Source organism: Streptomyces sp. NEAU-sy36, assembly GCF_013423905.1.
Classification (GTDB): domain Bacteria; phylum Actinomycetota; class Actinomycetes; order Streptomycetales; family Streptomycetaceae; genus Streptomyces; species Streptomyces misionensis.
This window is the reverse complement of sequence record NZ_CP058977.1, coordinates 7,993,003-8,017,385: the sequence shown is the minus strand read 5'-3', so window position 1 is coordinate 8,017,385 and position 24,383 is coordinate 7,993,003. Positions and strand designations below refer to the sequence as shown.

The 24,383-nt window shown below is 71.2% G+C and carries 23 protein-coding genes and 1 tRNA gene; 10 read left to right on the top strand and 14 right to left on the bottom strand.

Annotated features, from left to right (window positions below; genetic code table 11):
- Positions 1–168: 168 nt before the first annotated feature.
- The 3 genes from HZZ00_RS35250 to HZZ00_RS35240 form a co-directional block, all read right to left on the bottom strand.
- Positions 169–242, bottom strand: a tRNA-Pro gene (locus tag HZZ00_RS35250).
- 67 nt (positions 243–309) lie between these two features.
- Positions 310–1,059 carry a Pr6Pr family membrane protein gene (locus HZZ00_RS35245; RefSeq protein ID WP_180330095.1) on the bottom strand — a complete coding sequence of 250 codons (750 nt, stop codon included), beginning with the start codon at positions 1,057–1,059 and terminating at the stop codon, positions 310–312.
- 295 nt (positions 1,060–1,354) lie between these two features.
- The gene (locus tag HZZ00_RS35240) at positions 1,355–2,281 is read right to left on the bottom strand and encodes a metallophosphoesterase (RefSeq protein ID WP_180330094.1); all 927 of its coding nucleotides are present in this window, start codon (positions 2,279–2,281) and stop codon (positions 1,355–1,357) included.
- A 96-nt stretch (positions 2,282–2,377) separates the two neighbouring features.
- Here HZZ00_RS35240 and HZZ00_RS35235 point away from each other — a divergent pair, with 96 nt between their 5' ends.
- Positions 2,378–2,845, top strand: coding sequence for a GatB/YqeY domain-containing protein (locus HZZ00_RS35235; RefSeq protein WP_070022063.1), 468 nt, complete (start codon positions 2,378–2,380; stop codon positions 2,843–2,845).
- A gap of 106 nt (positions 2,846–2,951) precedes the next feature.
- Here HZZ00_RS35235 and HZZ00_RS35230 read toward each other — a convergent pair whose 3' ends face one another.
- Positions 2,952–5,240: a transglycosylase domain-containing protein gene (locus HZZ00_RS35230; protein WP_180330093.1), complete on the bottom strand. Its 2,289-nt coding sequence runs from the start codon at positions 5,238–5,240 to the stop codon at positions 2,952–2,954.
- Positions 5,241–5,734: 494 nt separating this feature from the next.
- On the opposite strand from HZZ00_RS35230, the gene HZZ00_RS35225 reads away from it, so the two are divergent.
- Positions 5,735–6,073, top strand: coding sequence for a WhiB family transcriptional regulator (locus HZZ00_RS35225; protein WP_070022059.1), 339 nt, complete (start codon positions 5,735–5,737; stop codon positions 6,071–6,073).
- A 171-nt stretch (positions 6,074–6,244) separates the two neighbouring features.
- On the opposite strand, the gene HZZ00_RS35220 is transcribed toward HZZ00_RS35225, so the two are convergent.
- Both HZZ00_RS35220 and HZZ00_RS35215 read right to left on the bottom strand, forming a co-directional pair.
- Entirely contained in the window at positions 6,245–7,591 is a 1,347-nt protein-coding gene (locus HZZ00_RS35220) for an ArsA family ATPase (protein ID WP_180330092.1), read from the bottom strand.
- Positions 7,588–8,565 (bottom strand): ArsA-related P-loop ATPase, encoded by a 978-nt coding sequence (locus HZZ00_RS35215; RefSeq protein WP_070022057.1) that lies wholly within the window; start codon positions 8,563–8,565, stop codon positions 7,588–7,590. The genes HZZ00_RS35220 and HZZ00_RS35215 overlap by 4 nt, the downstream gene beginning before the upstream one ends.
- A gap of 102 nt (positions 8,566–8,667) precedes the next feature.
- On the opposite strand from HZZ00_RS35215, the gene HZZ00_RS35210 reads away from it, so the two are divergent.
- The 4 genes from HZZ00_RS35210 (at position 8,668) to HZZ00_RS35195 (ending at position 11,076) form a co-directional block, all read left to right on the top strand.
- The gene (locus HZZ00_RS35210) at positions 8,668–8,826 is read left to right on the top strand and encodes a DUF4177 domain-containing protein (RefSeq protein ID WP_071828754.1); all 159 of its coding nucleotides are present in this window, start codon (positions 8,668–8,670) and stop codon (positions 8,824–8,826) included.
- The gene (locus HZZ00_RS35205) at positions 8,823–9,287 is read left to right on the top strand and encodes a RidA family protein (RefSeq protein ID WP_180330091.1); all 465 of its coding nucleotides are present in this window, start codon (positions 8,823–8,825) and stop codon (positions 9,285–9,287) included. Before HZZ00_RS35210 ends, HZZ00_RS35205 begins: the two co-directional genes overlap by 4 nt.
- A gap of 68 nt (positions 9,288–9,355) precedes the next feature.
- Positions 9,356–10,249: an NUDIX hydrolase gene (locus tag HZZ00_RS35200; RefSeq protein WP_180330090.1), complete on the top strand. Its 894-nt coding sequence runs from the start codon at positions 9,356–9,358 to the stop codon at positions 10,247–10,249.
- Entirely contained in the window at positions 10,246–11,076 is an 831-nt protein-coding gene (locus HZZ00_RS35195; protein ID WP_180330089.1) for an MBL fold metallo-hydrolase, read from the top strand. Before HZZ00_RS35200 ends, HZZ00_RS35195 begins: the two co-directional genes overlap by 4 nt.
- Before the next feature lie 19 nt (positions 11,077–11,095).
- Here the strand turns inward: HZZ00_RS35195 and HZZ00_RS35190 are convergent, their stop codons facing one another.
- Together HZZ00_RS35190 and HZZ00_RS35185 are read right to left on the bottom strand one after the other, a co-directional pair.
- A complete protein-coding gene (locus HZZ00_RS35190; RefSeq protein WP_180330088.1) occupies positions 11,096–11,932 on the bottom strand; it encodes a nucleotidyltransferase domain-containing protein in 837 nt (278 codons plus the stop codon).
- A 179-nt stretch (positions 11,933–12,111) separates the two neighbouring features.
- Positions 12,112–12,786 carry a Crp/Fnr family transcriptional regulator gene (locus tag HZZ00_RS35185; RefSeq protein WP_014674022.1) on the bottom strand — a complete coding sequence of 225 codons (675 nt, stop codon included), beginning with the start codon at positions 12,784–12,786 and terminating at the stop codon, positions 12,112–12,114.
- 326 nt (positions 12,787–13,112) lie between these two features.
- On the opposite strand from HZZ00_RS35185, the gene nth reads away from it, so the two are divergent.
- The 3 genes from nth to HZZ00_RS35170 all read left to right on the top strand — a co-directional run bounded on the left by nth (position 13,113) and on the right by HZZ00_RS35170 (position 16,135).
- A complete protein-coding gene (gene nth / locus HZZ00_RS35180; RefSeq protein ID WP_374028503.1) occupies positions 13,113–14,063 on the top strand; it encodes an endonuclease III in 951 nt (316 codons plus the stop codon).
- A 55-nt stretch (positions 14,064–14,118) separates the two neighbouring features.
- Complete coding sequence (locus HZZ00_RS35175; protein WP_180330086.1) at positions 14,119–14,814, top strand: CoA pyrophosphatase; 696 nt, start codon at positions 14,119–14,121, stop codon at positions 14,812–14,814.
- A 121-nt stretch (positions 14,815–14,935) separates the two neighbouring features.
- Entirely contained in the window at positions 14,936–16,135 is a 1,200-nt protein-coding gene (locus tag HZZ00_RS35170; RefSeq protein ID WP_180330085.1) for a MarP family serine protease, read from the top strand.
- A 9-nt stretch (positions 16,136–16,144) separates the two neighbouring features.
- Here HZZ00_RS35170 and HZZ00_RS35165 read toward each other — a convergent pair whose 3' ends face one another.
- The 5 genes from HZZ00_RS35165 to acs all read right to left on the bottom strand — a co-directional run bounded on the left by HZZ00_RS35165 (position 16,145) and on the right by acs (position 21,595).
- Positions 16,145–16,324, bottom strand: a complete 180-nt coding sequence (locus HZZ00_RS35165; RefSeq protein ID WP_070022044.1) for a hypothetical protein — start codon at positions 16,322–16,324, stop codon at positions 16,145–16,147.
- Between the two features lie 139 nt (positions 16,325–16,463).
- The gene (locus HZZ00_RS35160; protein ID WP_180330084.1) at positions 16,464–17,399 is read right to left on the bottom strand and encodes an alpha/beta fold hydrolase; all 936 of its coding nucleotides are present in this window, start codon (positions 17,397–17,399) and stop codon (positions 16,464–16,466) included.
- Positions 17,396–17,884 carry a phage holin family protein gene (locus tag HZZ00_RS35155; RefSeq protein ID WP_070022040.1) on the bottom strand — a complete coding sequence of 163 codons (489 nt, stop codon included), beginning with the start codon at positions 17,882–17,884 and terminating at the stop codon, positions 17,396–17,398. Before HZZ00_RS35155 ends, HZZ00_RS35160 begins: the two co-directional genes overlap by 4 nt.
- A 109-nt stretch (positions 17,885–17,993) precedes the next feature.
- Positions 17,994–19,436 (bottom strand): Na+/H+ antiporter NhaA, encoded by a 1,443-nt coding sequence (nhaA, locus tag HZZ00_RS35150; protein WP_180330083.1) that lies wholly within the window; start codon positions 19,434–19,436, stop codon positions 17,994–17,996.
- Positions 19,437–19,639: 203 nt separating this feature from the next.
- Positions 19,640–21,595 carry an acetate--CoA ligase gene (gene acs / locus HZZ00_RS35145; RefSeq protein WP_180330082.1) on the bottom strand — a complete coding sequence of 652 codons (1,956 nt, stop codon included), beginning with the start codon at positions 21,593–21,595 and terminating at the stop codon, positions 19,640–19,642.
- 378 nt (positions 21,596–21,973) lie between these two features.
- Here acs and HZZ00_RS35140 point away from each other — a divergent pair, with 378 nt between their 5' ends.
- Positions 21,974–23,248 (top strand): hypothetical protein, encoded by a 1,275-nt coding sequence (locus HZZ00_RS35140; protein ID WP_180330081.1) that lies wholly within the window; start codon positions 21,974–21,976, stop codon positions 23,246–23,248.
- A 3-nt stretch (positions 23,249–23,251) separates the two neighbouring features.
- Here HZZ00_RS35140 and HZZ00_RS35135 read toward each other — a convergent pair whose 3' ends face one another.
- On the bottom strand, positions 23,252–24,304 hold the full coding sequence (locus tag HZZ00_RS35135; protein ID WP_257585536.1) for an ATP-binding protein: 1,053 nt from the start codon (positions 24,302–24,304) through the stop codon (positions 23,252–23,254).
- Positions 24,305–24,383 lie beyond the last annotated feature (79 nt).

Here is a 24,383-nt window from a genome sequence, read left to right as displayed (position 1 = left end):
CGTCGCCCCTGCCAGCAGCCACCTGAGCTGTGTCGTGCCGCCTCCGCGGAAGAGGAATGGGAGCCGCCCGGGAGCCGGATTTCCGAAGTCGGCTCCCAAACGGCCCCCGGAACCACTCAGGGGCCCGACCCGCGATGCGGATCAGGCCCCTGACCTGGTACTACGGCGTCGGGGTGGCGGGATTTGAACCCACGACCTCTTCGTCCCGAACGAAGCGCGCTGCCAAGCTGCGCTACACCCCGGTGTCGCTGCTTGTCGCGGCGACGTCGTTTACTTTAGCCCACAGGGGGCCCGGAGACGAAATCCGATTCAGATGCGGCGTCGGACCGGGGTCGGGCGGGTGTGGTCCAGGGCGATGAGGAGGACCGCCAGGGCGTAGATCGCCAGGCCCAAGAGGAGGGCGTTGGCCAGGGTGGCGCGGTAGCCGTGGGCGGGCGGGTCCAGGAAGGGGTAGAGGTAGGCCGAGGGGTGGACCAGCGGGCGGGCCAGGTAGAAGGCCAGGTAGGCCAGGGGGTAGAGGAGCCAGCTCGTGGCCTGGCGCAGGTGCAGGCGGTCCGCCGGGGTCAGGCACAGCCAGTCCAGCAGCGCGGCCGCCGGGGCCACCGTGTGCAGGAGCTGGAGGGCGGCCCACTGGAGGTGCCAGCGTTCCGGGGGCGTCGGCGTACCGGTCATGGAGAACGGGGGCGTGGTGTGGGCCAGGAGCAGGTGGTAGGCCAGGGCCGAGACCAGCGTGTAGAGAAGGGCCGCGCCGGACAGCCAGGGGGAGAGGGGGCGGCGGGCGTGCCATGCCCGTGAGGCCGAGACGAACATCGTCACGGCCAGCAGGACGTTCGCCTGTACGGCGAAGTGGCTCAGGGCATGGAGCGGAGTGCTCCGGAGGGTCGCCAGGGTGACGCCGGCCGCCGCGGTCAGCGCGGTCAGCAGCCGGAACACCGCAACCCTCGGGCGGTGGGACGGGGCCAGTACCGCCGTGGCCGGCACCGGGGGGCGCAGCAGCGGGGGTGTGGTGGCCCGGACCGCGGGCAGGTCCGGGATCTCCCTGGGTATCGGGGCGGTCATGCCCTCACGCTAGGAGCGGGGGCGGGGAGGGGCCACGCGGCCTGGGCCGAGTGGGTGAGGGCGGCAGCCGGGCGGCGGTAGCCGAGGGGCCGTACCCGGGCTGCGGTAACCGAGGGGGACGTAGCCGAGTTGCGGTAGCCGAGGGGGCCATACCCGAGCTGCGGTAGCCCGAGGGAACGTCGCCGAGGGGCCGTCGGCGGGGGCGGCAGCCGCATCGGTCACCGCCGCTTGCCCGGGCCACGTGAATCGCCGAGGGTCGCGCGGTCCGCGGCCGCCGGCCTCCTCGCGGTTCGCCCTACTCCTTCGCCACCAGCGTCAGCAGCGTCGCCTCCGGCGGGCACGCGAAGCGGACCGGGGTGTAGCGGTTGGTGCCGCAGCCCGCGGAGACGTGGAGGTAGGAGGTACGGCCCTCCGCGGTGTGGGTGGAGAGGCCCTTCACGCGGTCCGTGTCCAGGTCGCAGTTGGTGACCAGGGCGCCGTAGAAGGGGATGCACAGCTGGCCGCCGTGGGTGTGGCCGGCCAGGATCAGCGGATAGTCGTCCGCCGTGAAGGCGTCGAGGACGCGCAGGTAGGGGGCGTGGACCACGCCGAGGGAGAAGTCGTACGAGTCCGAAGGGCCGCCGGCCACCCGTGCGTAGCGGTCGCGCTTGATGTGGGGGTCGTCCAGGCCGGTCAGCTCGATCGAGACGCCCTCGACCTTCAGGGAGCCCCGGGTGTTGGTCAGGTTCACCCAGCCCGCCTCGTCGAAGCCGTCCCGCAGGTCCTCCCACGGGTTGTGGATGGCACCCACGGCCGGCTTGTTGCCGTTCAGGCCGTGGCGGCCGTTCGCCTTCTCCAGCAGATAGCGGGCGGGGTTGCGGAGCTTGGGGCCGTAGTAGTCGTTGGAGCCGAAGACGTACGCCCCCGGGAACTCCATCAGCGGGCCCAGCGCGTCCAGCACCTCCGGGACGCCCTCGGGGTCCGACAGGTTGTCACCGGTGTTGATCACGAAGTCCGGGCGCAGGCCCGCCAGCGAACGCAGCCAGCGCTGTTTCTTGCGCTGTCCGCTCACCATGTGGATGTCGGACACCTGGAGCACGCGCAGCGGGTGCATGCCCGGCGGGAGGACGGGGACGGTCACCCGTCGGAGGCGGAAGGAGCGGGCCTCGAAGCCCGCCGCGTACACCAGACCGGCGGCGCCTGCCGCCATGATTCCCAGGGGGACTCCGTATCGCGCGCGCATATGACCATCGTGTCAGACCGCAGGGGGGTGGTGAGACCGCCCGGCCCCCTTAAATCGGCGGGCGTCCGGCCCGCCGTACCTGAGACAATCGACCACATGACCACCATGCTCAAGTCGAAGCTGCAGGACGACCTCAACGCCGCGATCAAGGAGCGCAACGAGCTCCGCTCCTCGACGCTCCGGCTGACGCTCGCCGCCATCACCAAGGAGGAGGTCGCGGGCAAGGAGAAGCGGGAGCTGTCCGACGACGAGGTCCTCAAGGTGATCACCCGGGAGGCGAAGAAGCGCCGCGAGGCGGCCGAGGCCTTCGCGCAGGGCGGTCGCGCCGAGTCGGCCGAGCGGGAGAAGGCGGAGGGCGAGGTGCTCGCCGAGTACCTGCCCAAGCAGCTGTCCGACGAGGAGCTGAACGCGATCGTCGCCGAGGCCGTCCAGGAGGCGAAGGCGGCGGGTGCCGAGGGGCCGAAGGCCATGGGCGCCGTCATGAAGATCGTGAACCCGAAGGTGGCCGGTCAGGCCGAGGGCGGCCGCGTCGCCGCCGCGGTGAAGAAGCTCCTCCTGGGCTGAGTCCCGAAGGCGCCGGTGCCTTGGGCGCGTACGACGGCGGGGCCGCCCCCTCGGGAAGAGGGAGCGGCCCCGCCGTCGTGTCGGTGGACCGGAGTCCGCCGGGTGCCTACCGCCGGCCCCCGTTCCCGTGCCCGTTGCGGCCCCCGTTCGTCTGGCCCTGGATGAGGGTGCCGGGGAGGGTGAAGGTCGGGTTCGGGTTGGGGCCGCCGGTGCCGCCGCCCGGCAGCCCGCCGAGCAGTCCGCCGATCACCTGTCCCGGGTTGCCGGTGGTGCCGCCGTGCTGCCCGCCGTTGCCCCGGTCCTGGCCGTTGCCCGGGTTGTTGTCGTCCGGGATGTCGACCAGGTTGAAGTCCTGGACGGGCTTGCCCTCCAGGGCGCCGTTCATCATGTCGCGCCAGATCGGACCGGGGACCTCACCGCCGAACACCTTGTCGTGCGGGACGCCGCCGATGGTGATGTTGATCATGCGGCGCCGGTGCTGCGGGTCGCCGACCCAGACCGCGCCCGCCATGTTCGGGGTGTAGCCGACGAACCAGGCGGCGAAGCGCTCGTCCGTCGTACCGGTCTTGCCCGCGCTCGGGCGGTCACCGAGACCGGCCTGCTGGCCGGTGCCGTCCTCGACCACGCCCTTGAGCAGCGTGCTGACGGTGTCCGCGGTCTTCTCGGACATCGCGCGCGAGCACGTCGACTTCGGCACCGGCAGGGACTTCACCCGGCTGCCGGTCGTCTGGGTGATCGACTCGATGGCGACCGGGGTGCAGTACATGCCGCGCGAGGCGAAGGTGGCGTACGCGCTCGCCATCGTCAGCGGGGACATCTCCTGGGTGCCGAGCGCGATCGAGGGGGCCTGGTCGATCTTGCGGCCGTCGGAGCGGGCCACGCCCATCTTCTTCGCCATGTCGATCACCGGGCAGATGCCGATGTCGCTGATCAGCTGCACGTAGTAGGTGTTGACCGACTTCGCGGTCGCCTCCTTCATGCTGTACGGGCCGTGCTCCGTCTCGTTCTCGTTGGTCAGCTTGGCCGGCTTGCGCGGATCGTTCTTCCACGTCCTGCCGTTGCAGGCGGCCACCGGGCTCGGGTACGGCATCTCGTACGGCGACGAGTACTCCTGCGTCGGCGGCTTGCCGCCCTCCAGCGCGGCCGCCGCGACGATCGGCTTGAACGTCGAACCGGGCTGGTAGCCCGCGCCGCCGCCCATGTCCTGGTTCACCGACAGGTTGATCTGGGTCTCGTCGGTGCCGAAGCCGTACGGCCGGGACTGGCCCATGGCGAGGATCTTGCCGGTGCCGGGCTCGACGATGGTCGCGGCCGTCGCCACCTGGTCGGACTTGTAGACGTGGTCCTTGATGGAGTTCTGCACGGACTGCTGGGCCTGCGGGTCGAGCGTCGTACGGATCGTCAGACCGCCCTGGTTCCACAGCTTGGCGCGGGCCTCCTTGGTCTTGCCGAAGACCGGGTCGGTCAGGAAGACCTCGCGCACGTAGTCGCAGAAGAAGCCGGCACCCTGCACCGCGGTGATGCAGCCGTTCTTGGGCCGGCTGGTGTGTAGCCCGAGCGGCTGTTGTTTGGCCCGGTCGGCCTCCTTGGGGGAGATGTCGCCCAGCTCGGCCATGCGCTGGAGGACGATGTTGCGCCGCTTGGTGGCCTCCGCCTCGTCGTTGACCGGGTCGTAGCGGCTCGGCGACTGCACGATGCCGGCCAGCAGGGCGGACTCCTGGAGGTTCAGGTCCTTGGCGTGCTTGGAGAAGTACCGCTCGGAGGCGGCCTCCACGCCGTAGGCCTGCTCACCGAAGAAGGTGATGTTCAGGTAGTTCTCCAGGATCTTCTTCTTGCCGAGCTTCTCCTCGATCTGGATCGCGTACTTCAGTTCACGGACCTTGCGGCCCATGGTCTGCTGGGTGGCCTCGGCGACCTTCGTCGGGTCGTCGCCGGCCTCCTCGATGAAGTAGTTCTTCACCAGCTGCTGGGTGAGGGTGGAGGCGCCCTGGGCGACCCCGCCCTCCTGCGCGTTCTTGTTCAGGGCGCGCAGCACGCCCTTGAGGTCGATCGCGCCGTGCTGGTAGAAGCGCGAGTCCTCGATCGCGACGATCGCCTTCTGCATGTAGGGCGAGATGTCCTTGAGGTCGACCACCGTGCGGTCGCGCGAGTAGACGCTCGCGATCTGCTGGCCCCGGCTGTCCAGGATGGTGGTGCGCTGGCTCAGCTGGGGGCTCTTCAGGTTGTCCGGGATCTCGTCGAAGCTCTGCACCGAGCCCTTGGCCGCGAGGCCCAGTGCGCCGGCCCCGGGCAGCGCGATGCCCGCCATCACGGCTCCCGCGAGGACACTGACACCGAGGAACTTCGCGGCCTGCTGCATCGGCGACAGACCACCGCCCGAGCGCTTCTTTGGCATGGGGGCAGCCTAATCCGTACTCCTGAACGTTTTGAGGGAGCGGCTTGCCTTCGGGATGTTCCGGTGCCGTCCCGGCTCGGCCGGGCCGCCTGACCTGCCTACGTTTCCATTTCCCGGACAGGCGCGCAGCCCTTGGCCTAAGCTGCTCCCAACTGTCACGGCAGTACGGCCCCGTACCCCCGCGTCCGGCGTCCCCGAATCGCTCCGCACCATCTCTGTCGTGTGCCGAGGTGTGTCCGAATGCGCCTCGTGTGTCACCCGGTGTCCGCTGTGGCACGCCAGAGCTGTCCTGGTTCGCCGGGATGGTCGCGCATGTCGTCAGCTCACTCCCGCGGGTGATCTGCCGCTTACCCATAGTCCGTTCGGGCCATTCAAGATTGGGCCCGAAGGGGGTGTTGCGCTGTGCCCACCTTCCGTAACGTCCTCAACTGGCGGCGGTGAATATGCCGCTGCCGCCGTGGGGGAGCCTCGATTCGGGAGAGGACGGCGCCGGTATGGGCTGGGTTACCGACTGGAGTGCGCAGGCTGCCTGCCGCACTACCGATCCGGATGAACTGTTCGTTCAGGGAGCAGCGCAGAACAGAGCCAAGGCGGTGTGCACCGGATGCCCGGTACGCACCGAATGCCTGGCCGATGCGCTGGACAATCGCGTCGAGTTCGGCGTGTGGGGAGGCATGACGGAGCGGGAGCGCCGCGCACTGCTGCGCCGGCGGCCCACCGTGACCTCGTGGCGCAGGCTGCTGGAGACCGCCCGCTCGGAGTACGAGCGGGGCACCGGGATCATGCGCCTCGACAGCGACGAGGTGTACGACGAGTACGCGGCGGTCAGCTGAGGGCACGCCCGGCCGAGGTCGTGCTCGGCTGAGGGCACAGGTCCAGCGCGCCCGGGTTCCGCGAGGAGCCCCGGGCGGCCGCGTGGTCCCGCGACGCCCGGTTGGTCCGGCGGTGTGACGACGGCCGCGCCGGTTCCGCGGCGTGCCGACGGTTTCGCCGGTCCGGCGGTGCTACGACGGCTCCGTTCGCCCCATGGCCGCGCCCGCCGCGAGCCGGTCGCCGATGTCGCGCAGGCCCGTGAGGTCGTGGACGTCACCGGGGAGCGCGGGCACGTCGACCACGGCCACCTCGGGGTGGCGCGCGGTGAAGCGGTCGCGTGTGCGCTGCTCGCGCGCCAGCAGATGCATGCGTTCGGCGTGCAGTCTCAACAGGCCCGCGGCGAGCCGGTCGACGGAACGTTCCTGGTCGGCGGGGGAGCCTTCGTCGGAAGCGTCGGCACCGGCTGCGTCCTGGGGTGCGGGAGATCGTGAACTGCCGTACGTTTCGGGGGAGTTACGAAGTCCAGCTTTCCCGTCCCCCTGATCCACAATGCCGGGGTCCGCAAGATTTTCCGCGGCGTCCAGCGCCCGCTCGGCGGACAGCCCGCCGGCTCCGGTGCCGTGCACCCGGTTGAGCACCAGCCCCACCAGCGGCATGCTCTCCGCGGCCAGCCGCTCCACGAAGTACGCGGCCTCGCGCAGCGCGTCCCGCTCCGGCGCCGCCACCACCAGGAAGGCCGTACCGGGCGCCTGGAGCAGCTTGTACGTGGCGTCCGCGCGGGTGCGGAAGCCGCCGAAGGTGGTGTCCATCGCGGACACGAACGTCTGGACGTCCTTGAGGAGCTGACCGCCCAGCAGCTTGCCCAGGGTGCCGGTCATCATCGACATGCCGACGTTCAGGAAGGCCATGCCCGCGCGGCCGCCCAGCTTGGCGGGCGCGGTGAGCAGGCGGATCAGCCGGCCGTCCAGGAAGGAACCCAGCCGCTTGGGGGCGTCCAGGAAGTCCAGGGCCGAGCGGGACGGCGGGGTGTCGACCACGATCAGGTCCCACTCGTCCCTCGCGCGCAGCTGGCCCAGCTTCTCCATCGCCATGTACTCCTGCGTGCCCGCGAAGCCCGCCGAGAGCGACTGGTAGAAGGGGTTCGCCAGGATCGCGGCCGCCCGCTCCGGGTCCGCGTGCGCCTCGACGACCTCGTCGAAGGTGCGCTTCATGTCGAGCATCATGGCGTGCAGCTCGCCCGCGCCGTCGGTGCCCTTCACCCGGCGCGGCACGTTGTCGAGGGAGTCGATGCCCATCGACTGGGCCAGTCTCCGTGCCGGGTCGATGGTGAGCACCACCACCTTGCGGCCCCGCTCGGCCGCGCGCAGGCCGAGGGCGGCCGCGGTCGTGGTCTTGCCGACCCCGCCGGAGCCGCAGCACACCACGATGCGGGTCTTGGGGTCGTCCAGCAACGAGTCGACGTCGAGCACCCGGGAGGAGGCGAGCCTGCGGCCCGCCACCTCCCGGTCCTCGGCCTCGTCGTGTTCCTCGGCCGTCATGACACCCCCTGCTTCCGCAAGTCGGCGGCGAGTTCGTACAGGCCCGCCAGGTCCATTCCCTCGGCGAGCAGCGGCAGTTCGTGCAGCGGCAGGCCCAGCTCGCCGAGGACGGCGCGCTGCTCCTGCTCCAGCGCGTACCGCTCGGCGTACTCCGCGGCCTGGTCCAGCAGCGGGTCCACCAGTTTCTCCGCGTTCCCGCCGCGCCGGGCGCCGCCGAGTCCCGCGGCCGACAGGGAACGGGCGACGGAGGAGCGCTCCACCGTCCGTACGAGTTCCAGGTCCGCGGCGTCCAACACCTCGGGGCGCACCATGTTCACGATGACCCGGCCCACCGGCAGCCGCGCCGCGCGCAGTTCCGCGATGCCGTCGGCGGTCTCCTGGACGGGCATCTCCTCCAGCAGCGTCACCAGGTGGACCGCGGTCTCGGGCGACTTCAGGACGCGCATCACGGCCTGCGCCTGATTGTGTATCGGGCCGATCTTCGCCAGGCCCGCCACCTCGTCGTTGACGTTGAGGAAGCGGGTGACGCGGCCGGTCGGCGGGGCGTCCATGACCACGTAGTCGTAGACGAACCGGCCGGCGCGGTCCTTGCGCCGCACCGCCTCGCACGCCTTGCCGGTGAGCAGGACGTCCCGGATGCCCGGCGCGATGGTGGTGGCGAAGTCGATGGCGCCGAGCTTCTTCAGGGCCCGGCCGGCACCGCCCAGTTTGTAGAACATCTGGAGGTAGTCCAGGAGGGCCAGTTCGGCGTCTATGGCCAGGGCGAACACCTCCCCGCCCCCGGGCGCGACCGCGATCTTGCGCTCCTCGTACGGCAACGCCTCCGTTTCGAAGAGCTGGGCGATGCCCTGCCGGCCCTCGACCTCCACGAGAAGCGTCCGCTTCCCCTCGGTCGCGAGGGCCAGCGCGAGTGCGGCGGCGACCGTCGTCTTTCCGGTCCCGCCCTTGCCGCTGACGACCTGGAGCCTGCTCACGTCTTCGAGACTAACCAGTCCGGCCGACAGTCACGCGGGAGGCTGTGGATAACGGGGGAGACGGCGGGGGAGTGATCGGTCACAGCGGCTACAGTCGGCCCCATGACCAAGTGGGAATACGCAACCGTGCCGCTGCTCGTCCATGCCACGAAGCAGATTCTTGACACCTGGGGCGAGGACGGCTGGGAGCTCGTCCAGGTCGTGCCCGGGCCGAACGCCGAGCAGCTCGTCGCCTACCTGAAGCGGGAGAAGCAGGCATGAGCGCGGTCGAGGAGAAGCTGGCCGCACTGGGCCTGAACCTGCCGGAGGTCGTACCGCCGCTGGCCGCGTACCAGCCGGCCGTGCAGTCCGGCGCGTACGTCTACACCGCCGGCCAGCTGCCGATGGTCGACGGCAAGCTGCCCGTCACCGGCAAGGTGGGCGCCGAGGTCACGGCGGAGGAGGCCAAGGACCTGGCCCGCATCTGCGCGCTGAACGCGCTGGCCGCCGTGAAGTCCGTGGCCGGTGACCTGGACCGGATCGCGCGCGTGGTGAAGGTCGTCGGCTTCGTCGCCTCCCAGGCCGACTTCACCGGCCAGCCGGGTGTCGTCAACGGCGCCAGCGAGCTGCTCGCCGAGGTGCTCGGCGACAAGGGCGTGCACGCCCGCAGCGCGGTCGGCGTCGCGGTGCTGCCGCTGGACGCGCCGGTCGAGGTCGAGATCCAGGTGGAGCTGGCCCAGTAGTCCCACCGGTGGCGCTCCGGCCCCGGGTACCTCTCGAACATTCGCCCTACACGGGATAGCCTCCGGCCATGGCGAACGGTCAGTGGTACCCCCCGGAGTGGCCGGACCGCATCCGCGCGCTCGCGGACGGTGCCCTCACCCCGGTGTCCCCCAAGCGCGCGGCGACGGTGCTCCTGCTCAAGGACACCGAGGCCGGACCGGTCGTCCACATGCTGCGCAGACGCGCCTCCATGGCCTTCGCCGGAGGCGCGTACGCGTACCCCGGAGGCGGCGTCGACCCGCGCGACGACGACACCCGGATCCGCTGGGCGGGCCCCACGCGCGCGTGGTGGGCCGAGCGGCTCGGGGTGGACGAGGCGGGCGCCCAGGCCGTCGTCTGCGCGGCCGTGCGGGAGACGTACGAGGAGGCGGGCGTGCTGCTCGCCGGGCCCGGCCCGGACACGGTCGTCGGTGACACCACCGGCGCCGACTGGGAGGCCGACCGCGCCGCCCTGGTCGCGCGCGAGCTGTCCTTCGCCGAGTTCCTGCGCCGGCGCGGCCTGGTGCTGCGCTCGGACCTGCTGGGCGCCTGGGCCCGCTGGATCACCCCGGAGTTCGAGGCGCGCCGCTACGACACCTGGTTCTTCGTGGCCGCCCTGCCGAAGGGGCAGCGCACCCGCAACGCCTCCACGGAGGCCGACCGCACGGTGTGGACCCGCCCGGCCGAGGCCGCCGCCGGGTACGACCGGGGCGAGCTGCTGATGATGCCGCCCACCATCGCCGCCTTGCGCGAGCTGCTGCCGTACGGCACCGCGGCCGAGGCCCTCGCGGCCGCCGGCGCGCGCGATCTGACACCGGTCCAGGCGACCGCCCGGCTGGTGGACGGCGAGATCGTGCTGTCCTGGCCGGGGCACGAGGAGTTCACCAAGCACGTTCCGACCGCGGCGAAGGCCGCCGACGCGACCGGTGGAGGCCGCGCATGACCCACGCCGGCGCGCTGCCGGGCCAGCCCAGGGGAACGGTCAGCTCGGGCCCCGCGACCGAGCGGGCCGTCAACGTCCTCGCGCCCAACGCCTCCGCGATGACCCTGGACGGCACCAACACCTGGATCGTCGCCGAGCCCGGCTCCGACCTGGCCGTGGTGATCGACCCCGGCCCGCTGGACGAGGGGCACCTGAGGGCGGTCGTGGACACGGCGGAGAAGGCGGGCAGGCGCATAGCCCTGACCCTGCTCACCCACGGGCACGAGGACCACGCCGAGGGCGCGGCCCGCTTCGCGGAGCTGACCCGGTCCCGGGTGCGGGCCCTCGACCCGGCGCTCCGCCTCGGTGACGAGGGCCTGGCGGCGGGCGACGTGATCACGACCGGTGGCCTGGAGCTGAGGGTCGTGCCGACCCCCGGGCACACCTCCGACTCGCTGTCCTTCCACCTCCCGGCCGACCGCGCGGTGCTGACCGGCGACACCATCCTCGGGCGGGGGACCACGATGGTCGCCCACCCCGACGGGCGGCTGGGCGACTACCTGGACTCCCTGCGCCGTCTGCGCTCGCTCACGGTGGACGACGGCGTGCACACCGTGCTGCCGGGCCACGGGCCGGTCCTGGAGGACGCACAGGGCGCCGTGGAGTTCTACCTGGCCCACCGCGCCCACCGGCTCGCCCAGGTGGAGACGGCGGTCGAGAACGGCCACCGCACCGCGGCCGAGGTCGTCGCCCACGTCTACGCCGACGTGGACCGCTCCCTGTGGCCCGCGGCGGAGCTGTCGGTGCGGGCCCAGCTGGAGTACCTGAGCGAGCACGGGCTGATCTGACCGGTTGCCGCGGCCCGGTCTAGCCGGCGGGTTCGTCCTCCGGTCGCGGGGCCTTCACGCCGTGCACGCGCGCGTACTCGGCGGCGAGCCAGGGGCCCAGGTCGTCCACGTAGGTCCGCAGCACCCCCGGGTCGCCGACGGGCTCGTGGCCGTACCGGGCCGCCGTGCGCAGTTGCGCGGCGCGCTGCGGGTGGTACGCACCGCAGACCTCGGCCATCTCGTCCAGATCGCTCGTCCAGCCGTTCCAGCGGGGCATGACGAGGGTGAAGCCGGTCCGCACGAGATGCCGGGACATGAAGCGCACCAGGGGGCGCAGGGCTGCCTCCCCGTCCCCGGCGTCCGCGATCCGCCGCCGCCAGCGGGGCAGCAGGCGCCCGAGGTCGCCGTTGGTCTCGCGGGCGAGCAGCGAGTCGGGACGGTAGCGGGGCAGGTGCCCGGCCAGGTCGGCGCCGAGCAGCGGGGTGCACAGGCAGGCCACGAACCAGCCCAGGTCGTACCGCTCCTGCTCGCTCAGCAGCCGCGGCCGGCCGTACAGCAGGGTGCCGACCCCGTCGATCTGCGGGAACTCCCGGTCCAGTGCCGCGCCCAGGGCGCGGGCGGCCGCGTGGTCGGCGTCCGCCGGTTCCTCGCGCAGGACGACGAACAGGTCCAGGTCGCTGCGGCCGGTGCGGGCGGTGCCGCGGGGGATCGAGCCGTAGAGGTACGCGCCGTCCAGCCGCGCCCCGAAGACCTCCGGCAGCCGCTCCCGGACGGCGGCCAGGACGGGACGGAAGGCGACGGGTACGCGGGCCAGGGAGCCTTCCCGGGCGATGAAGCCGTGGGCGTCCAGGCCGTGCGGGCGGGGTGGCTGGGGCATGGGGTCACTGTGCCGTACGCCCCGTGGCGCGGGCAGCCGGTTTGCGAGAGCGCGGGCCGACGGTGCCACGGCCGTCCCGCGTCCGGGGCCCGGCGCGGGCCCTTCCGGGCGTTCGGCGCGACGCGGGGCACGGGCCGGGGAGGGCCCGCCCTGCGCGTCGTGCCGGCCGCGGTCCGGCGTCAGCGCGAGCGCTTCGCCAGCCGCTCCACGTCCAGCAGGATGACCGCGCGGGCCTCCAGGCGCAGCCACCCGCGCTGGGCGAAGTCGGCCAGGGCCTTGTTCACGGTCTCGCGGGACGCGCCGACCAGCTGGGCCAGCTCCTCCTGGGTGAGGTCGTGGACGACGTGGATGCCCTCCTCGGACTGCACGCCGAAGCGGCGCGACAGGTCCAGCAGGGCGCGCGCGACGCGGCCGGGGACGTCGGAGAAGACCAGGTCGGACATGGCGTCGTTGGTCTTGCGCAGCCGGCGGGCGACGGCGCGCAGCAGGGCGCCGGCCACCTCGGGACGGGCGTTCAGCCAGGGCTGGAGGTCACCGTGGCCGAGACCGAGGAGCTTGACCTCGGTCAGCGCGGTGGCGGTCGCCGTGCGCGGGCCCGGGTCGAACAGCGACAGTTCGCCGATCAGCTCGCCGGGGCCGACGACGGCGAGCATGTTCTCGCGGCCGTCGGGGGAGGTGCGGTGCAGTTTCACCTTGCCCTCGGTGACGACGTACAGGCGGTCGCCCGGGTCGCCCTCGTGGAACAGGGAGTCGCCGCGAGCGAGGGTCACCTCGCTCATGGAGGCGCGAAGCTCCGCGGCCTGCTCGTCGTCGAGCGCCGCGAAGAGCGGGTTGCGCCGCAGAACGTCGTCCACGAGTTCTCTCCTATTCGACCTGCTCAGGGGATCTTGCATCCCCTGTGTGCCAGGGGACCGTGTTCTCATTTTGCCGGACGGTCCAAACAGTGTGATCTGTCACAAGGATGCCGCACCGGTGTGCCGGGGTAAGCGTCAGGGGTCCAATCGGGGGCCGATCTCCGGGGTCCGGGGCGGATGCCGGTGACGGGCTCTAGGCTGGCCGGGTGTCCAAAACGCCGGTGAGAGCACAGGCCAAGGGGGCTTAGCGGGTGGTTGTACGTCGCGATTCCGCTGTGGGCGAACAGGGTCCCGAAGGCAGTAAGAAAAGTAGAAAAAAGGCTGAGGTGACAGAAAAGTCGGCTTCGGCCAGGAAGGCAGGATCCGCCGGGAAGGCGGGGTCTGCCGGAAAAGCCGCCTCCGCCAGGAAGATCACCGCGGCCGGGAAGGGCGTCGCCACCGGCGCGCCGGTGGCCGTGAAGAAGGCCGCGCCCGCCAAGAAGGTCGCCGTCGAACCGCCCGCCGGGGAGTCCCGCACCGCCCTGGTCCGCCGGGCCCGCCGGATCAACCGCGAGCTGGCCGAGGTGTACCCCTACGCCCACCCCGAGCTGGACTTCGAGAACCCCTTCCAGCTGCTGGTCGCCACCGTGCTGTCGGCCCAGACCACCGACCTGCGCGTCAACCAGACGACCCCCGCGCTCTTCGCCCGCTACCCCGCGCCCGAGGACCTGGCCGCCGCCGACCCGGAGCAGGTCGAGGAGATCCTGCGCCCCTGCGGGTTCTTCCGGGCCAAGACCAGGTCGGTCATAGGGCTGTCCAAGGCGCTGGTGGAGGACTTCGGCGGCGAGGTGCCGGGACGGCTGGAGGACCTGGTCAAGCTGCCCGGCGTCGGCCGCAAGACCGCGTTCGTCGTGCTCGGCAACGCCTTCGGGCGGCCGGGGATCACCGTGGACACCCACTTCCAGCGGCTGGTGCGGCGCTGGAAGTGGACCGAGGAGACCGACCCGGACAAGATCGAGGCCGCCGTCGGCGCGCTGTTCCCCAAGAGCGACTGGACCGATCTGTCCCACCACGTCATCTGGCACGGCCGCCGCATCTGCCACGCCCGCAAGCCCGCCTGCGGCGCCTGCCCGATCGCCCCGCTCTGCCCGGCCTACGGCGAGGGCGAGACCGACCCGGAGAAGGCGAAGAAGCTGCTGAAGTACGAGAAGGGCGGCCTGCCCGGCCAGCGGCTCAAGCCCCCGCAGGCCTACCTCGACGCGGGTGGCAGGCCGGCGCCGCCGCTGGGGGCCGCGTGACGGAACGATCGCGGCGCCCTCGGCGTTGGAAGAAGGCAGAGCGAGGGGGTGGGCGATGACGCGGGCCAGTGAGGCGCGGGACGGTGCGGTGACGCTCGACAGCCGGGGGCTGCCCGCCTGGCTGGACCCGGTGGTGCGCGCGGCCGGGACCATCCAGCCGCGCCAGCTCAGCCGCTTCCTGCCGCCGGAGAACGGCTCCGGCCGGCAGTCGGCCGTGCTGATCCTGTTCGGGGACGGCGAGCGCGGCCCCGAGCTGCTGCTCATGGAGCGCGCCGGCTCCCTGCGCTCGCACGCGGGCCAGCCCTCCTTCCCGGGCGGTGCCCTCGACCCGGAGGACGGCGACCCGCGCGGCGAGGGCCCGCTGCGGGCCGCGCTGCGCGAGGCCGAGGAGGAGACCGGGCTCGACCCGGCCGGGGTGCAGCTCTTCGGTGTGCTGCCCCGGCTGTACATCCCGGTCAGCGGCTTCGTCGTCACCCCGGTGCTCGGCTGGTGGCGTGAGCCCAGCCCGGTCGGGGTCGTCGACCCCAACGAGACGGCACGGGTCTTCACCGTTCCCGTGGCGGATCTCACGGACCCCGCCAACCGCGCCACCGCCGTCCACCCCAGGGGCCACCAGGGCCCGGCATTCCTGGTCGAATCGGCCCTGGTGTGGGGTTTCACGGCCGGGGTGATCGACCGCCTGCTGCACTACGCGGGCTGGGAGCGCCCCTGGGACCGGGAGAAGCGGGTCCCGCTCGACTGGCGCGCATGACAGGGTGATCCCCGTGCTGTCTCTTTCCCGGGGACGCTGGGTCCCTCTGCCCCCGCGGGGGCGGGCCGGACGCCTCGTCCGAGCCGCGGGAAGCGGAACGGAGTAGGCGAGGCCTGAAGCGGTGAACGTGCTGGACATCCTGTTGCTGGTCGCGGCCGTGTGGTTCGCGGTCGTCGGCTACCGCCAGGGCTTCGTCGTGGGCATCCTGTCGGTCATCGGCTTCCTGGGCGGCGGCCTCGCCGCGGTGTACGCGCTGCCCGTCGTCTGGGACGCGGCGACCGGCAACGCCGACGTGAGCACCACCGCGGCCGTCGTCGCCGTGGTCGTCGTCATCGTCTGCGCCTCCGTCGGCCAGGCCCTGACCACCCACCTCGGCAACAAACTGCGACGGCACATCACCTGGTCCCCCGCCCGCGCCCTGGACGCCACCGGCGGCGCGCTGGTCAACGTGGCGGCGATGCTGCTGGTGGCCTGGCTGATCGGCTCCGCGCTGGCCGGCACCACCCTGCCGACCCTCGGCAAGCAGGTGCGCGGCTCCAGGGTGCTGCTCGGGGTCTCCCGGGCGCTGCCCGCGCAGGCCGACACCTGGTTCGCGGACTTCTCCTCGGTCCTCGCCCAGAACGGCTTCCCGCAGGTCTTCAGCCCGTTCTCCGACGAGCCGATCAAGGACGTCCAGCCGCCCGACCCGGCCCTCGCCGGCAGCCCGGTCGCCACCCGCGCCCAGCGCTCCATCGTCAAGGTCACCGGCACCGCCCAGAGCTGCGGCAAGGTCCTGGAGGGCTCCGGCTTCGTCTTCGCCGACCGCCGCGTGATGACCAACGCGCACGTCGTCGGCGGCGTCGACGAGCCGACCGTGCAGATCGGCGGCGTGGGCCGGCGCTACGAGGCGAAGGTCGTCCTGTACGACTGGAAGCGCGACATCGCCGTGCTCGACGTACCGGACCTCAAGGCGAACGCGCTGAAGTTCACCGGCGACGAGGCGACCGGTGGCGACGGCGCGATCGTGGCCGGATTCCCGGAGAACGGCGCGTACGACGTGCGTGCGGCGCGCGTGCGCGGGCGGATCTCGGCCAACGGCCCGGACATCTACCACCGCGGCACCGTCCGTCGTGACGTCTACTCCCTGTACACGACCGTGCGCCAGGGCAACTCCGGCGGCCCGCTGCTCACCCCCGACGGCAAGGTGTACGGGGTGGTGTTCGCCAAGTCGCTGGACGACACCGACACCGGGTACGCCCTGACGACGGACGAGATCCGGCCGGACATCACCCTCGGCCGTACGGCGAACGAACAGGTGGGTACGGACCGCTGCGCGCTGTGAGCGGGTGGCTCAGCCGCGCGGGTGGCGCAGCCGCACCGAGACCCAGCGGGCCCGGCGGCGCAGGATGTGCGGGATCCCCACGCGGAGGTCCGCCTCCGCCAGTTGGGGGGTGCCTCGCTGAGGCGTGCTCAGACCCGCGGCCGAGCGGCGGTTGCGGGGTGCGTCACTGTAGTCGTGCGTCCAGCCCATACCCCTGCGTGTGCCCCCGACCCATGGTCCATAACCGCTTGGACGACGGCCAATTGGCCTATGCGGCAGGCATGTGGCCGTACGGGGGACAACCGGCGCGCAAGCGGATACTCCTCGCATCGGTCCCGTCACCTCGTCGTCACCGGTCGGGCTCGGGATCCTTCAGCCAGTTGATCAGCTCGGTGGAGAACGCCACCGGGTCCTCCTCGTGCGGGAAATGCCCGAGGCCGTCGAACAGCCGCCAGCGGTACGGCGCTTCGACGTACTCCCCGGAACCGGCCGCGCTGCGCGTGCGGGTCACCGGATCGAGTGAACCGTGCAGATGCAGCGTGGGCACCCGCACCGGTCGCTTCATCCTGCGGTAGAACTGCACGCCGTCCGGCCGGGCCAGGGAGCGCACCAGCCAGCGGTACGGCTCGACCGAGCAGTGCGCGGTGGACGGGATGCACATGGCCCGCCGGTACGCGAGCACCGTGTCGTCCTCCGGTGCCCGGGGGCCGGACCAGTCGCGGATCAGACGGCCCACCAGCTCCCCGTCGTCCGCGGTGAGTTGGCGCTCGGGGATCCAGGGCCGCTGGAAGCCCCAGATGTAGGAGTTGGCGGCCGTCTGCCGGGCGTCCCGCAGCATCGCCGCGCGCCAGCGCCTCGGGTGCGGCATCGACACCACCGCGAGCCGCCGGACCAGCTTGGGCCGCATGGCCGCCGCCGTCCACGCCAGATAGCCGCCGAGGTCATGACCGACCAGCGCGGCGTCCGGCTCGCCGAGCGAGCGGATGACGCCGGTGACGTCCAGGGCGAGGTTGGCCGGGTCGTACCCGCGCGGTGTGCGGTCGCTGCCGCCGACGCCCCGCAGGTCCATGGCCACCGCCCGGTAGCCGGCGTCCGCCAGGGCGGCCAGCTGGTGCCGCCAAGCCCACCAGAACTGCGGGAAGCCGTGGAGCAGCAGCACCAGGGGGCCGTCGCCGAGCTCCGCGATGTGGAAGCGGGCGCCGTTCGCGGCGACGTCCCGGTGGATCACCTTGCGTCCGTGCGGCAGGTCGATCCGTACGACCGAGGGATTCGCGGGGTCCGTCATGAGGACGAGCGTGCCACAGCCTCGATGGCCGCGGGGGTGCGATCCTCGGGAAGCTCCGGACGCGGGTGCGGCTTGGCCTTCCCCAGGACGTTCGCCGACTCCTTCATCGACGCGGCGACCTTCTGCGGACCCCGGCCCTTCTTGGCCTTCTTCGCGAAGACCACGCCGATCAGCGCGAGGAGGCCGGCGACCAGCACATTGGCCGCGAAGGACAGCACGAAGCAGATCGCCAGGTTCCAGTGGGTCCAGGTGCGGATGCCGTAGGCCAGCGCGAAGTTGAGCATCGGCAGGGAGAACACCAGGACCGCGCCCGCCAGCGAGAACGCGCCACCGCTGGTCGCGCCGCGCTTCACGTCCTGCTTGAGCTGCGCCTTGGCCAGCGCGATCTCGTCGTGCACCAGCGCCGACAATTCGGTCGTCGCGGAGGCGAACAGCTGGCCGATGCTGCGTTCGGCGCCGACCGGGCTGCCGTCGGGTGCGCTCATCGCGTTCTCCCTTACGAGTCTTCTCGTCTCCCTGAGCCGCGGGGGCGAGCCGTCATGGCGCCGCCGCCCCGCTCATGGTGACCGTCTTGATTTGTACCGTCTCGTCAGATCATGCCGGACGGCCGCCCTCCTCGCCTGCCCCGCCCGCCACTTCCGCACGCCCGTCGCCCGCCGCGGCCCCGCGCTCGGCGGCGATCCGCCGGTGTTCGGCGGCCCTGCGCTCCAGGATGTCGGCCATGCGCAGGTGGTACGCGGGGTCGTCCTGCTCGTAGACGTCCGGCACGCCGTCCAGGTCCTCGTCGCGGTCCTCGTCCTCGCACAGTCGGCGGTACTTGGCGTTGCGTATCTTCAGCAGCACCGTGGCACAGGCCGCGGCGATCAGCGATCCGGTGAGGACGGCCGCCTTGGTCTCGTCGGTCAGCAGCACGTTCCCGTCGTAGGCCAGTTCGCCGATCAGCAGGGAGACCGTGAAGCCGATGCCGGCGAGCGAGGCCACCGCGAAGACGTCCGCCCAGGCGAGTTCCTCGCTGAGGGAGGCGCGGGTGAAGCGGACGGTCAGCCAGGTGCCGCCGAATATGCCGAGCGCCTTGCCGAGGACCAGGCCGAGGACCACGCCCAGCGTCTCGGGCCGGGTGAACAGGTCCCCGAGGGCCCGCCCGGACACCGTCACACCCGCGCTGAACAGCGCGAACAGCGGAACGGCGAGTCCGGCCGACAGGGGGCGCACCAGGTGCTCGACGCGCTCGCCCGGCGAGTGCTCCTCGCCCTCGCGGGCGGTGCAGCGCAGCATCAGGCCCATCGCCACGCCGGCGATGGTGGCGTGCACGCCGCTGTTGTACATCAGCGCCCAGTTCACCACCGCGAGCGGCAGGTACACGTACCACCCGCGCACCCCCTTGCGCAGGAGCAGCCAGAAGACGACCAGCCCCACGAACGCGCCGCCGAGCGCGGCGAAGTTCAGCCGGTCGGTGAAGAAGATGGCGATGATCAGGATGGCGAAGAGGTCGTCGACGACGGCGAGGGTGAGCAGGAAGGCGCGCAGGGCGCTGGGCAGCGAGGTGCCGATCACCGCGAGCACGGCGAGGGCGAAGGCGATGTCGGTGGCGGTGGGCACCGCCCAGCCCTGGGTGGAGCCGTGCCCGGCGAGGGCGGTGGCGGTGTAGACGAGGGCCGGTACGGCCATGCCGCACAGCGCGGCCACCACGGGCAGCACGGCCGCCTTCGGGTCGCGCAGCTCCCCGGCGACCAGCTCGCGTTTGAGCTCGATGCCGGCGACGAAGAAGAAGATCGCGAGGACGCCGTCGGCCGCCCAGTGGGCGACGGAGAGGTCCAGACCGAGCGAGGCGGGGCCGAAGCTGAAGTGGCTGACCGCCTCGTAGCTGTGGCGCAGGGCGGGGATGTTCGCCCAGACCAGCGCGGCCACGGCGGCGAGCAGCAGGAGGACGCCGCCTACGGTCTCGGTGCGCAGCGCGTCCGCGATGAAGGTCCGCTCGGGCAGGGACAGTCGTCCCAGGGCCTTGCGGGTGGTGTGAGGGGCGCGGGGGGCGGACACGGTGGAGACCTCCGGGAAGTGGGCAGGACGGCTTTCATGCCGACCAGACTTCCCGGCGCACCCCATGTGGATCTTGTCGCGCTCTTGGCGCTTTTATTACTTTACCTAAATGGTCTGAAGATCGGTACCGGGGCGCCTGCCGGGCCGAACCGCGGAGGGGAAGGGGCACCCGGTCCGTCTGCCGGGTACCCCCTCTGGGCCGCTCAGTCCTCGCTGGACGAGGCCGGGAGCTTGGACTGGATGAGGTCCATGACGCTGGAGTCGGTGAGGGTGGTGACGTCGCCGAGCTGGCGGTTTTCGGCGACGTCGCGCAGGAGGCGGCGCATGATCTTGCCGGAGCGGGTCTTGGGGAGTTCGGCGACGGGCAGGATGCGCTTGGGTTTGGCGATGGGGCCGAGGGTGGCGCCGACGTGGTCGCGGAGGGTGCCGGTCAGTTCGGTGGTCTCGGAGGCGGTGCCGCGCAGGATGACGAAGGCGACGATGGCCTGGCCGGTGGTTTCGTCGGCGGCGCCGACGACGGCGGCTTCGGCGACGGCGGGGTGGGAGACCAGCGCGGATTCGACTTCGGTGGTGGAGATGTTGTGTCCGGAGACGAGCATCACGTCGTCGACGCGGCCGAGGAGCCAGATGTCGCCGTCCTCGTCCTTCTTCGCGCCGTCGCCGGCGAAGTACTTGCCTTCGAAGCGGGACCAGTAGGTGTCCTTGAACCGCTGGTCGTCGCCCCAGATGGTGCGGAGCATGGAGGGCCAGGGTTCGGTGAGGACGAGGTAGCCGCCGCCGCCGTTGGCCACTTCGTTGGCTTCGTCGTCGACGACGGTGGCGCTGATGCCGGGCAGCGGGCGCTGGGCGGAGCCGGGCTTGGCCTCGGTGACTCCGGGCAGGGGGGAGATCATCATGGCGCCGGTCTCGGTCTGCCACCAGGTGTCCACGACGGGGGTGCGGTCGTGGCCGATGTGCTTGCGGTACCAGACCCAGGCCTCGGGGTTGATCGGCTCGCCGACCGAGCCCAGGACGCGCAGGCTGCTGAGGTCGAACCGGGCGGGGATGTCGTCGCCCCACTTCATGAACGTGCGGATCGCGGTGGGCGCGGTGTAGAGGATGGACACCTTGTACTTCTGGACGATCTCCCAGAAGCGGCCCTGGTGCGGGGTGTCCGGGGTGCCCTCGTACATGACCTGGGTGGCGCCGTTGGCGAGGGGCCCGTAGACGATGTAGGAGTGGCCGGTGACCCAGCCGACGTCGGCGGTGCACCAGTAGACGTCCGTCTCCGCCTTGAGGTCGAACACCGCCCAGTGGGTGTAGGCGACCTGGGTGAGATAGCCACCGGAGGTGTGCAGGATGCCCTTGGGCCTGCCCGTCGTACCCGAGGTGTACAGGATGAACAGCGGATGCTCGGCCTCGAACGCCTGCGGCGTGTGCTGCGCGGACTGGCGGCCAACCAGGTCGTGCCACCACACGTCCCGAGCCTCGTCCCAGGCGACGTCCTGACCGGTACGGCGCACCACCAGGACGTGCTCGACGTTGCCGGCCTTCGCGACCGCCTCGTCCACCGCGGGCTTGAGCGCGGAGGGCTTGCCGCGCCGGTAGCCGCCGTCGGCGGTGATGACGACCTTGGCGTCCGCGTCCTGGATGCGGGTGGCGAGCGCGTCGGCGGAGAAGCCGCCGAAGACGACCGAGTGGGCGGCGCCGATACGCGCCGAGGCCAGCATCGCGATCGCGGTCTCGGGGATCATCGGCATGTAGATGGCGACCCGGTCGCCCTCGCGGACACCGAGTTCGAGCAGGGCGTTGGCCGCGCGGGACACCTCGTCCTTCAGCTCGGCATAGGTGATGGCGCGGCTGTCACCGGGCTCGCCCTCGAAGTGGATGGCGACACGGTCACCGTGCCCGGCCTCCACATGCCGGTCCACACAGTTGTAGGCGACGTTCAGCGCGCCGTCCTTGAACCACTTCGCGAACGGGGGGTTCGACCAGTCCAGCGTCTCGGTCGGCTCCTTGGCCCAGGTCAGCCGGCCGGCCTGCGCGGCCCAGAACCCGAGCCTGTCAGCCCTGGCCTGCTCATACGCCTCCGCCGTGACATTGGCATGGGCTGCCAGGTCGGCGGGAGGCGCGAACCTGCGCTCCTCCTTCAGCAGGTTGGCCAGGCTCTCATTGCTCACGACATCCGCCTTTCGAGGGTGTCCGATGTGTCCCAAGCCACAGCTCATCAGACGCGAGGGGGCGATGACAAGGGTCGTCGGGAAAATTGGTTTAGACCTGTGCTGGGCGAGATGGTCGCCGTCCGGAGCGAGGAGTGACGTTGTGTAAAGAGTAGGCAATGCCACGTAAAGATCGCGTATGGCTTTTCGCGGTGAATGGACTAGTCGATCCCTCTCTGCGGTGAATAAATCATTTGATCAGCTTGTCGTCCTTATTTCTTCCCGGCTCCGTGCGATCTTGGCGGAACCGTCGGTGCAATTCCGGCGGATCGCCACAAAGAGCCCTCACCGGCTTTCGCCTGAGAGGTCGTCTGAGAGAAGGAAGAAGGTGGGCGGAACATGGCCGCCACCCAGAGGATCGCCGTCGGCGCCGTGGTCGCCGCGGCCTGTGCCGCCTCGCTGACAGGCTGCGGGGCCGACTCCCACGGTTCCGGGCAAGGGGCGTCCGGCCCGCAGAAGGGAGTGCCGGCGGCGCCCGCGCCGAAGAGCGCGCTCCGGCTGATCGGCGACGGATCGACCGCGTACACCGGCGCCCAGCCCCATCTGCCCCGGCCCGAGCGGCTGAAGCCCGGTCAGAGACCCCCGCAGTTCGTCGTCTTCTCCTGGGACGGCGCGGGCGAGGACAGCCAGAAGCTGTTCTCGCACTTCCGCAAGGTCGCCAAGGAGAACAACGCCAACATGACGTTCTTCCTCAGCGGGGTGTACCTGCTGCCGAAGGACAAGCGGGACCTGTACAAGCCGCCGCAGCACTCGCCGGGCAGCTCCGACATCGGCTTCAACGACCAGCAGGGCATCGCCGATACCGTCAAGCAGGCGCGGCTGGCCTGGCTGGACGGCAATGAGATCGGCACCCACTTCAACGGTCACTTCTGCGGGCCCGACGGCGGGGTCGGCACCTGGTCGGTGGACGAGTGGAAGAGCGAGATCTCCCAGGCCAAGCAGTTCGTGGAGAACTGGAAGACCAACTCGGGCATGAAGAACGCCGCCCCGCTGCCCTTCGACTACGAAAAGGAGCTGATCGGCGGCCGAACCCCTTGCCTGGAGGGACAGAAGAACTTCGTGAAGGCGGCCCGCCAGCTGGGCTTCCGTTATGACTCCAGCGGGGTCGACAACCAGCTCTGGCCGAAGAAGAAGGACGGCCTGTGGGACCTGTCGATGCAGCTGGTCCCCTTCCCCGGGCACGACTACGAGCAGTTGACCATGGACTACAACTTCATGATCAACCAGTCCGGCACCCAGACCCAGGGCGACCCGGACAAGTTCGACTACTGGGGCGACCAGGTGCGCGACGGCCTCGTCCAGGGCTTCTACCGGGCCTACGACGGCAACCGCGCGCCCCTGATCATCGGCAACCACTTCGAGTCCTGGAACGGCGGCACCTACATGCGCGCCGTCGAGGACACGGTGAAGGAGGTCTGCAACAAGCCCGAGGTCCGCTGCGTCTCCTTCCGCCAGCTGGCCGACTGGCTGGACGCCCAGGACCCCAAGACCCTCGACAAGCTGCGCGGCCTGAAGGTGGGCGAGGCGCCCAAGCAGGGCTGGGCGTCCTTCCTCTCCGGCCGCCCGGCTCCGGCGCCCAAGGGGGTTCCCGGGGCGCCGGCCGTCAAGGGGTAGGCGTCAGGCCGGAGTCGACACGCTCGCGCCGGCACCGGCTTCGGCGCTGATGGTTTCGCCGGGCGCTTCGCCGATGCCGGTGTCGTCGCCGATGCCCTCGCCGAGCACGAAGCCGGGGTCGACCTGCGCCGCCAGGTCGGCCCCGGTGCGCTCGTTGCCCCACGACTCGGCGTTCTTCAGATGGAAGTGGACCATCTGCCGGGTGTAGCGCTCCCAGTCCCGCTGCTCGTAGGTGGCGTCCGCGGTGGCCCGAAGGGTCTTCAGGGCACGGGCGTTGGCCTCCTCCAGGAGATCGAACCGGGGCGGGCGGCCCTTCTCCATGGCCCGCACCCAGTCCGAGCGCCCGACGGTGACCAGCAGGTCGTCCCCGACCTCCGCGCGCAGGAAGTCGATGTCGTCCTGCTCCTGGATCTTGTTGCCGACGACCTTCAGGGCGACGCCGAAGTCGCGGGCGTACTCCTTGTACTGGCGGTAGACGGAGACCCCCTTGCGGGTCGGCTCGGCGACGAGGAACGTCATGTCGAAGCGGGTGAACATGCCGGAGGCGAAGGAGTCCGAACCGGCGGTCATGTCCACCACCACGTACTCGTCGGGGCCGTCGACGAGGTGGTTCAGATACAGCTCCACCGCCCCGGTCTTGGAGTGGTAGCAGGCCACCCCCAGGTCGGCGTCGGTGAAGGGGCCGGTGACCATCAAACGGACGGCGCCGCCGTCGAGTTCCACCGGGCGTGCGCAGGCGTCGTAGACCGGGTTGGGCTCGCGCACCCGGACCAGCCGCGAGCCCCGGCCCGGCGGGGTCGTCTTGATCATGGTGGCGGCGGACGCGATGCGCGGGTTGGTGCCGCGCAGGTAGTCCTTGATCAGCGGCAGCCGCTCGCCCATCGCGGGCAGCGCGGCGGCCTCGGCCTCGTCCAGGCCCAGGGCCGGACCCAGGTGCTGGTTGATGTCGGCGTCGATCGCGACGACGGCGGCCCCGGCCGCGGCGAGGTGGCGGATGAAAAGGGAGGAGAGCGTGGTCTTGCCGCTCCCGCCCTTCCCGACGAAAGCAATTTTCATGTTCACGAAGCGTAGTTGCGTGATTGCTGTAGGTGGCATGGTTGAGTGAAGAAGACCACTCCTTCGTGGGGTCCGCCGG

Bases quoted from the DNA above. Each gene is read 5' to 3' on its own strand.
- HZZ00_RS35245 (WP_180330095.1), bottom strand. From the start codon at position 1,059: ATGACCGCCCCGATACCCAGGGAGATCCCGGACCTGCCCGCGGTCCGG.
- HZZ00_RS35240 (WP_180330094.1), bottom strand. From the start codon at position 2,281: ATGCGCGCGCGATACGGAGTCCCCCTGGGAATCATGGCGGCAGGCGCC.
- HZZ00_RS35235 (WP_070022063.1), top strand. From the start codon at position 2,378: ATGACCACCATGCTCAAGTCGAAGCTGCAGGACGACCTCAACGCCGCG.
- HZZ00_RS35230 (WP_180330093.1), bottom strand. From the start codon at position 5,240: ATGCCAAAGAAGCGCTCGGGCGGTGGTCTGTCGCCGATGCAGCAGGCC.
- HZZ00_RS35225 (WP_070022059.1), top strand. From the start codon at position 5,735: ATGGGCTGGGTTACCGACTGGAGTGCGCAGGCTGCCTGCCGCACTACC.
- HZZ00_RS35220 (WP_180330092.1), bottom strand. From the start codon at position 7,591: ATGACGGCCGAGGAACACGACGAGGCCGAGGACCGGGAGGTGGCGGGC.
- HZZ00_RS35210 (WP_071828754.1), top strand. From the start codon at position 8,668: ATGACCAAGTGGGAATACGCAACCGTGCCGCTGCTCGTCCATGCCACG.
- HZZ00_RS35205 (WP_180330091.1), top strand. From the start codon at position 8,823: ATGAGCGCGGTCGAGGAGAAGCTGGCCGCACTGGGCCTGAACCTGCCG.
- HZZ00_RS35200 (WP_180330090.1), top strand. From the start codon at position 9,356: ATGGCGAACGGTCAGTGGTACCCCCCGGAGTGGCCGGACCGCATCCGC.
- HZZ00_RS35195 (WP_180330089.1), top strand. From the start codon at position 10,246: ATGACCCACGCCGGCGCGCTGCCGGGCCAGCCCAGGGGAACGGTCAGC.
- HZZ00_RS35190 (WP_180330088.1), bottom strand. From the start codon at position 11,932: ATGCCCCAGCCACCCCGCCCGCACGGCCTGGACGCCCACGGCTTCATC.
- HZZ00_RS35175 (WP_180330086.1), top strand. From the start codon at position 14,119: ATGACGCGGGCCAGTGAGGCGCGGGACGGTGCGGTGACGCTCGACAGC.
- HZZ00_RS35165 (WP_070022044.1), bottom strand. From the start codon at position 16,324: ATGGGCTGGACGCACGACTACAGTGACGCACCCCGCAACCGCCGCTCG.
- HZZ00_RS35160 (WP_180330084.1), bottom strand. From the start codon at position 17,399: ATGACGGACCCCGCGAATCCCTCGGTCGTACGGATCGACCTGCCGCAC.
- HZZ00_RS35155 (WP_070022040.1), bottom strand. From the start codon at position 17,884: ATGAGCGCACCCGACGGCAGCCCGGTCGGCGCCGAACGCAGCATCGGC.
- HZZ00_RS35140 (WP_180330081.1), top strand. From the start codon at position 21,974: ATGGCCGCCACCCAGAGGATCGCCGTCGGCGCCGTGGTCGCCGCGGCC.
- HZZ00_RS35135 (WP_257585536.1), bottom strand. From the start codon at position 24,304: ATGAAAATTGCTTTCGTCGGGAAGGGCGGGAGCGGCAAGACCACGCTC.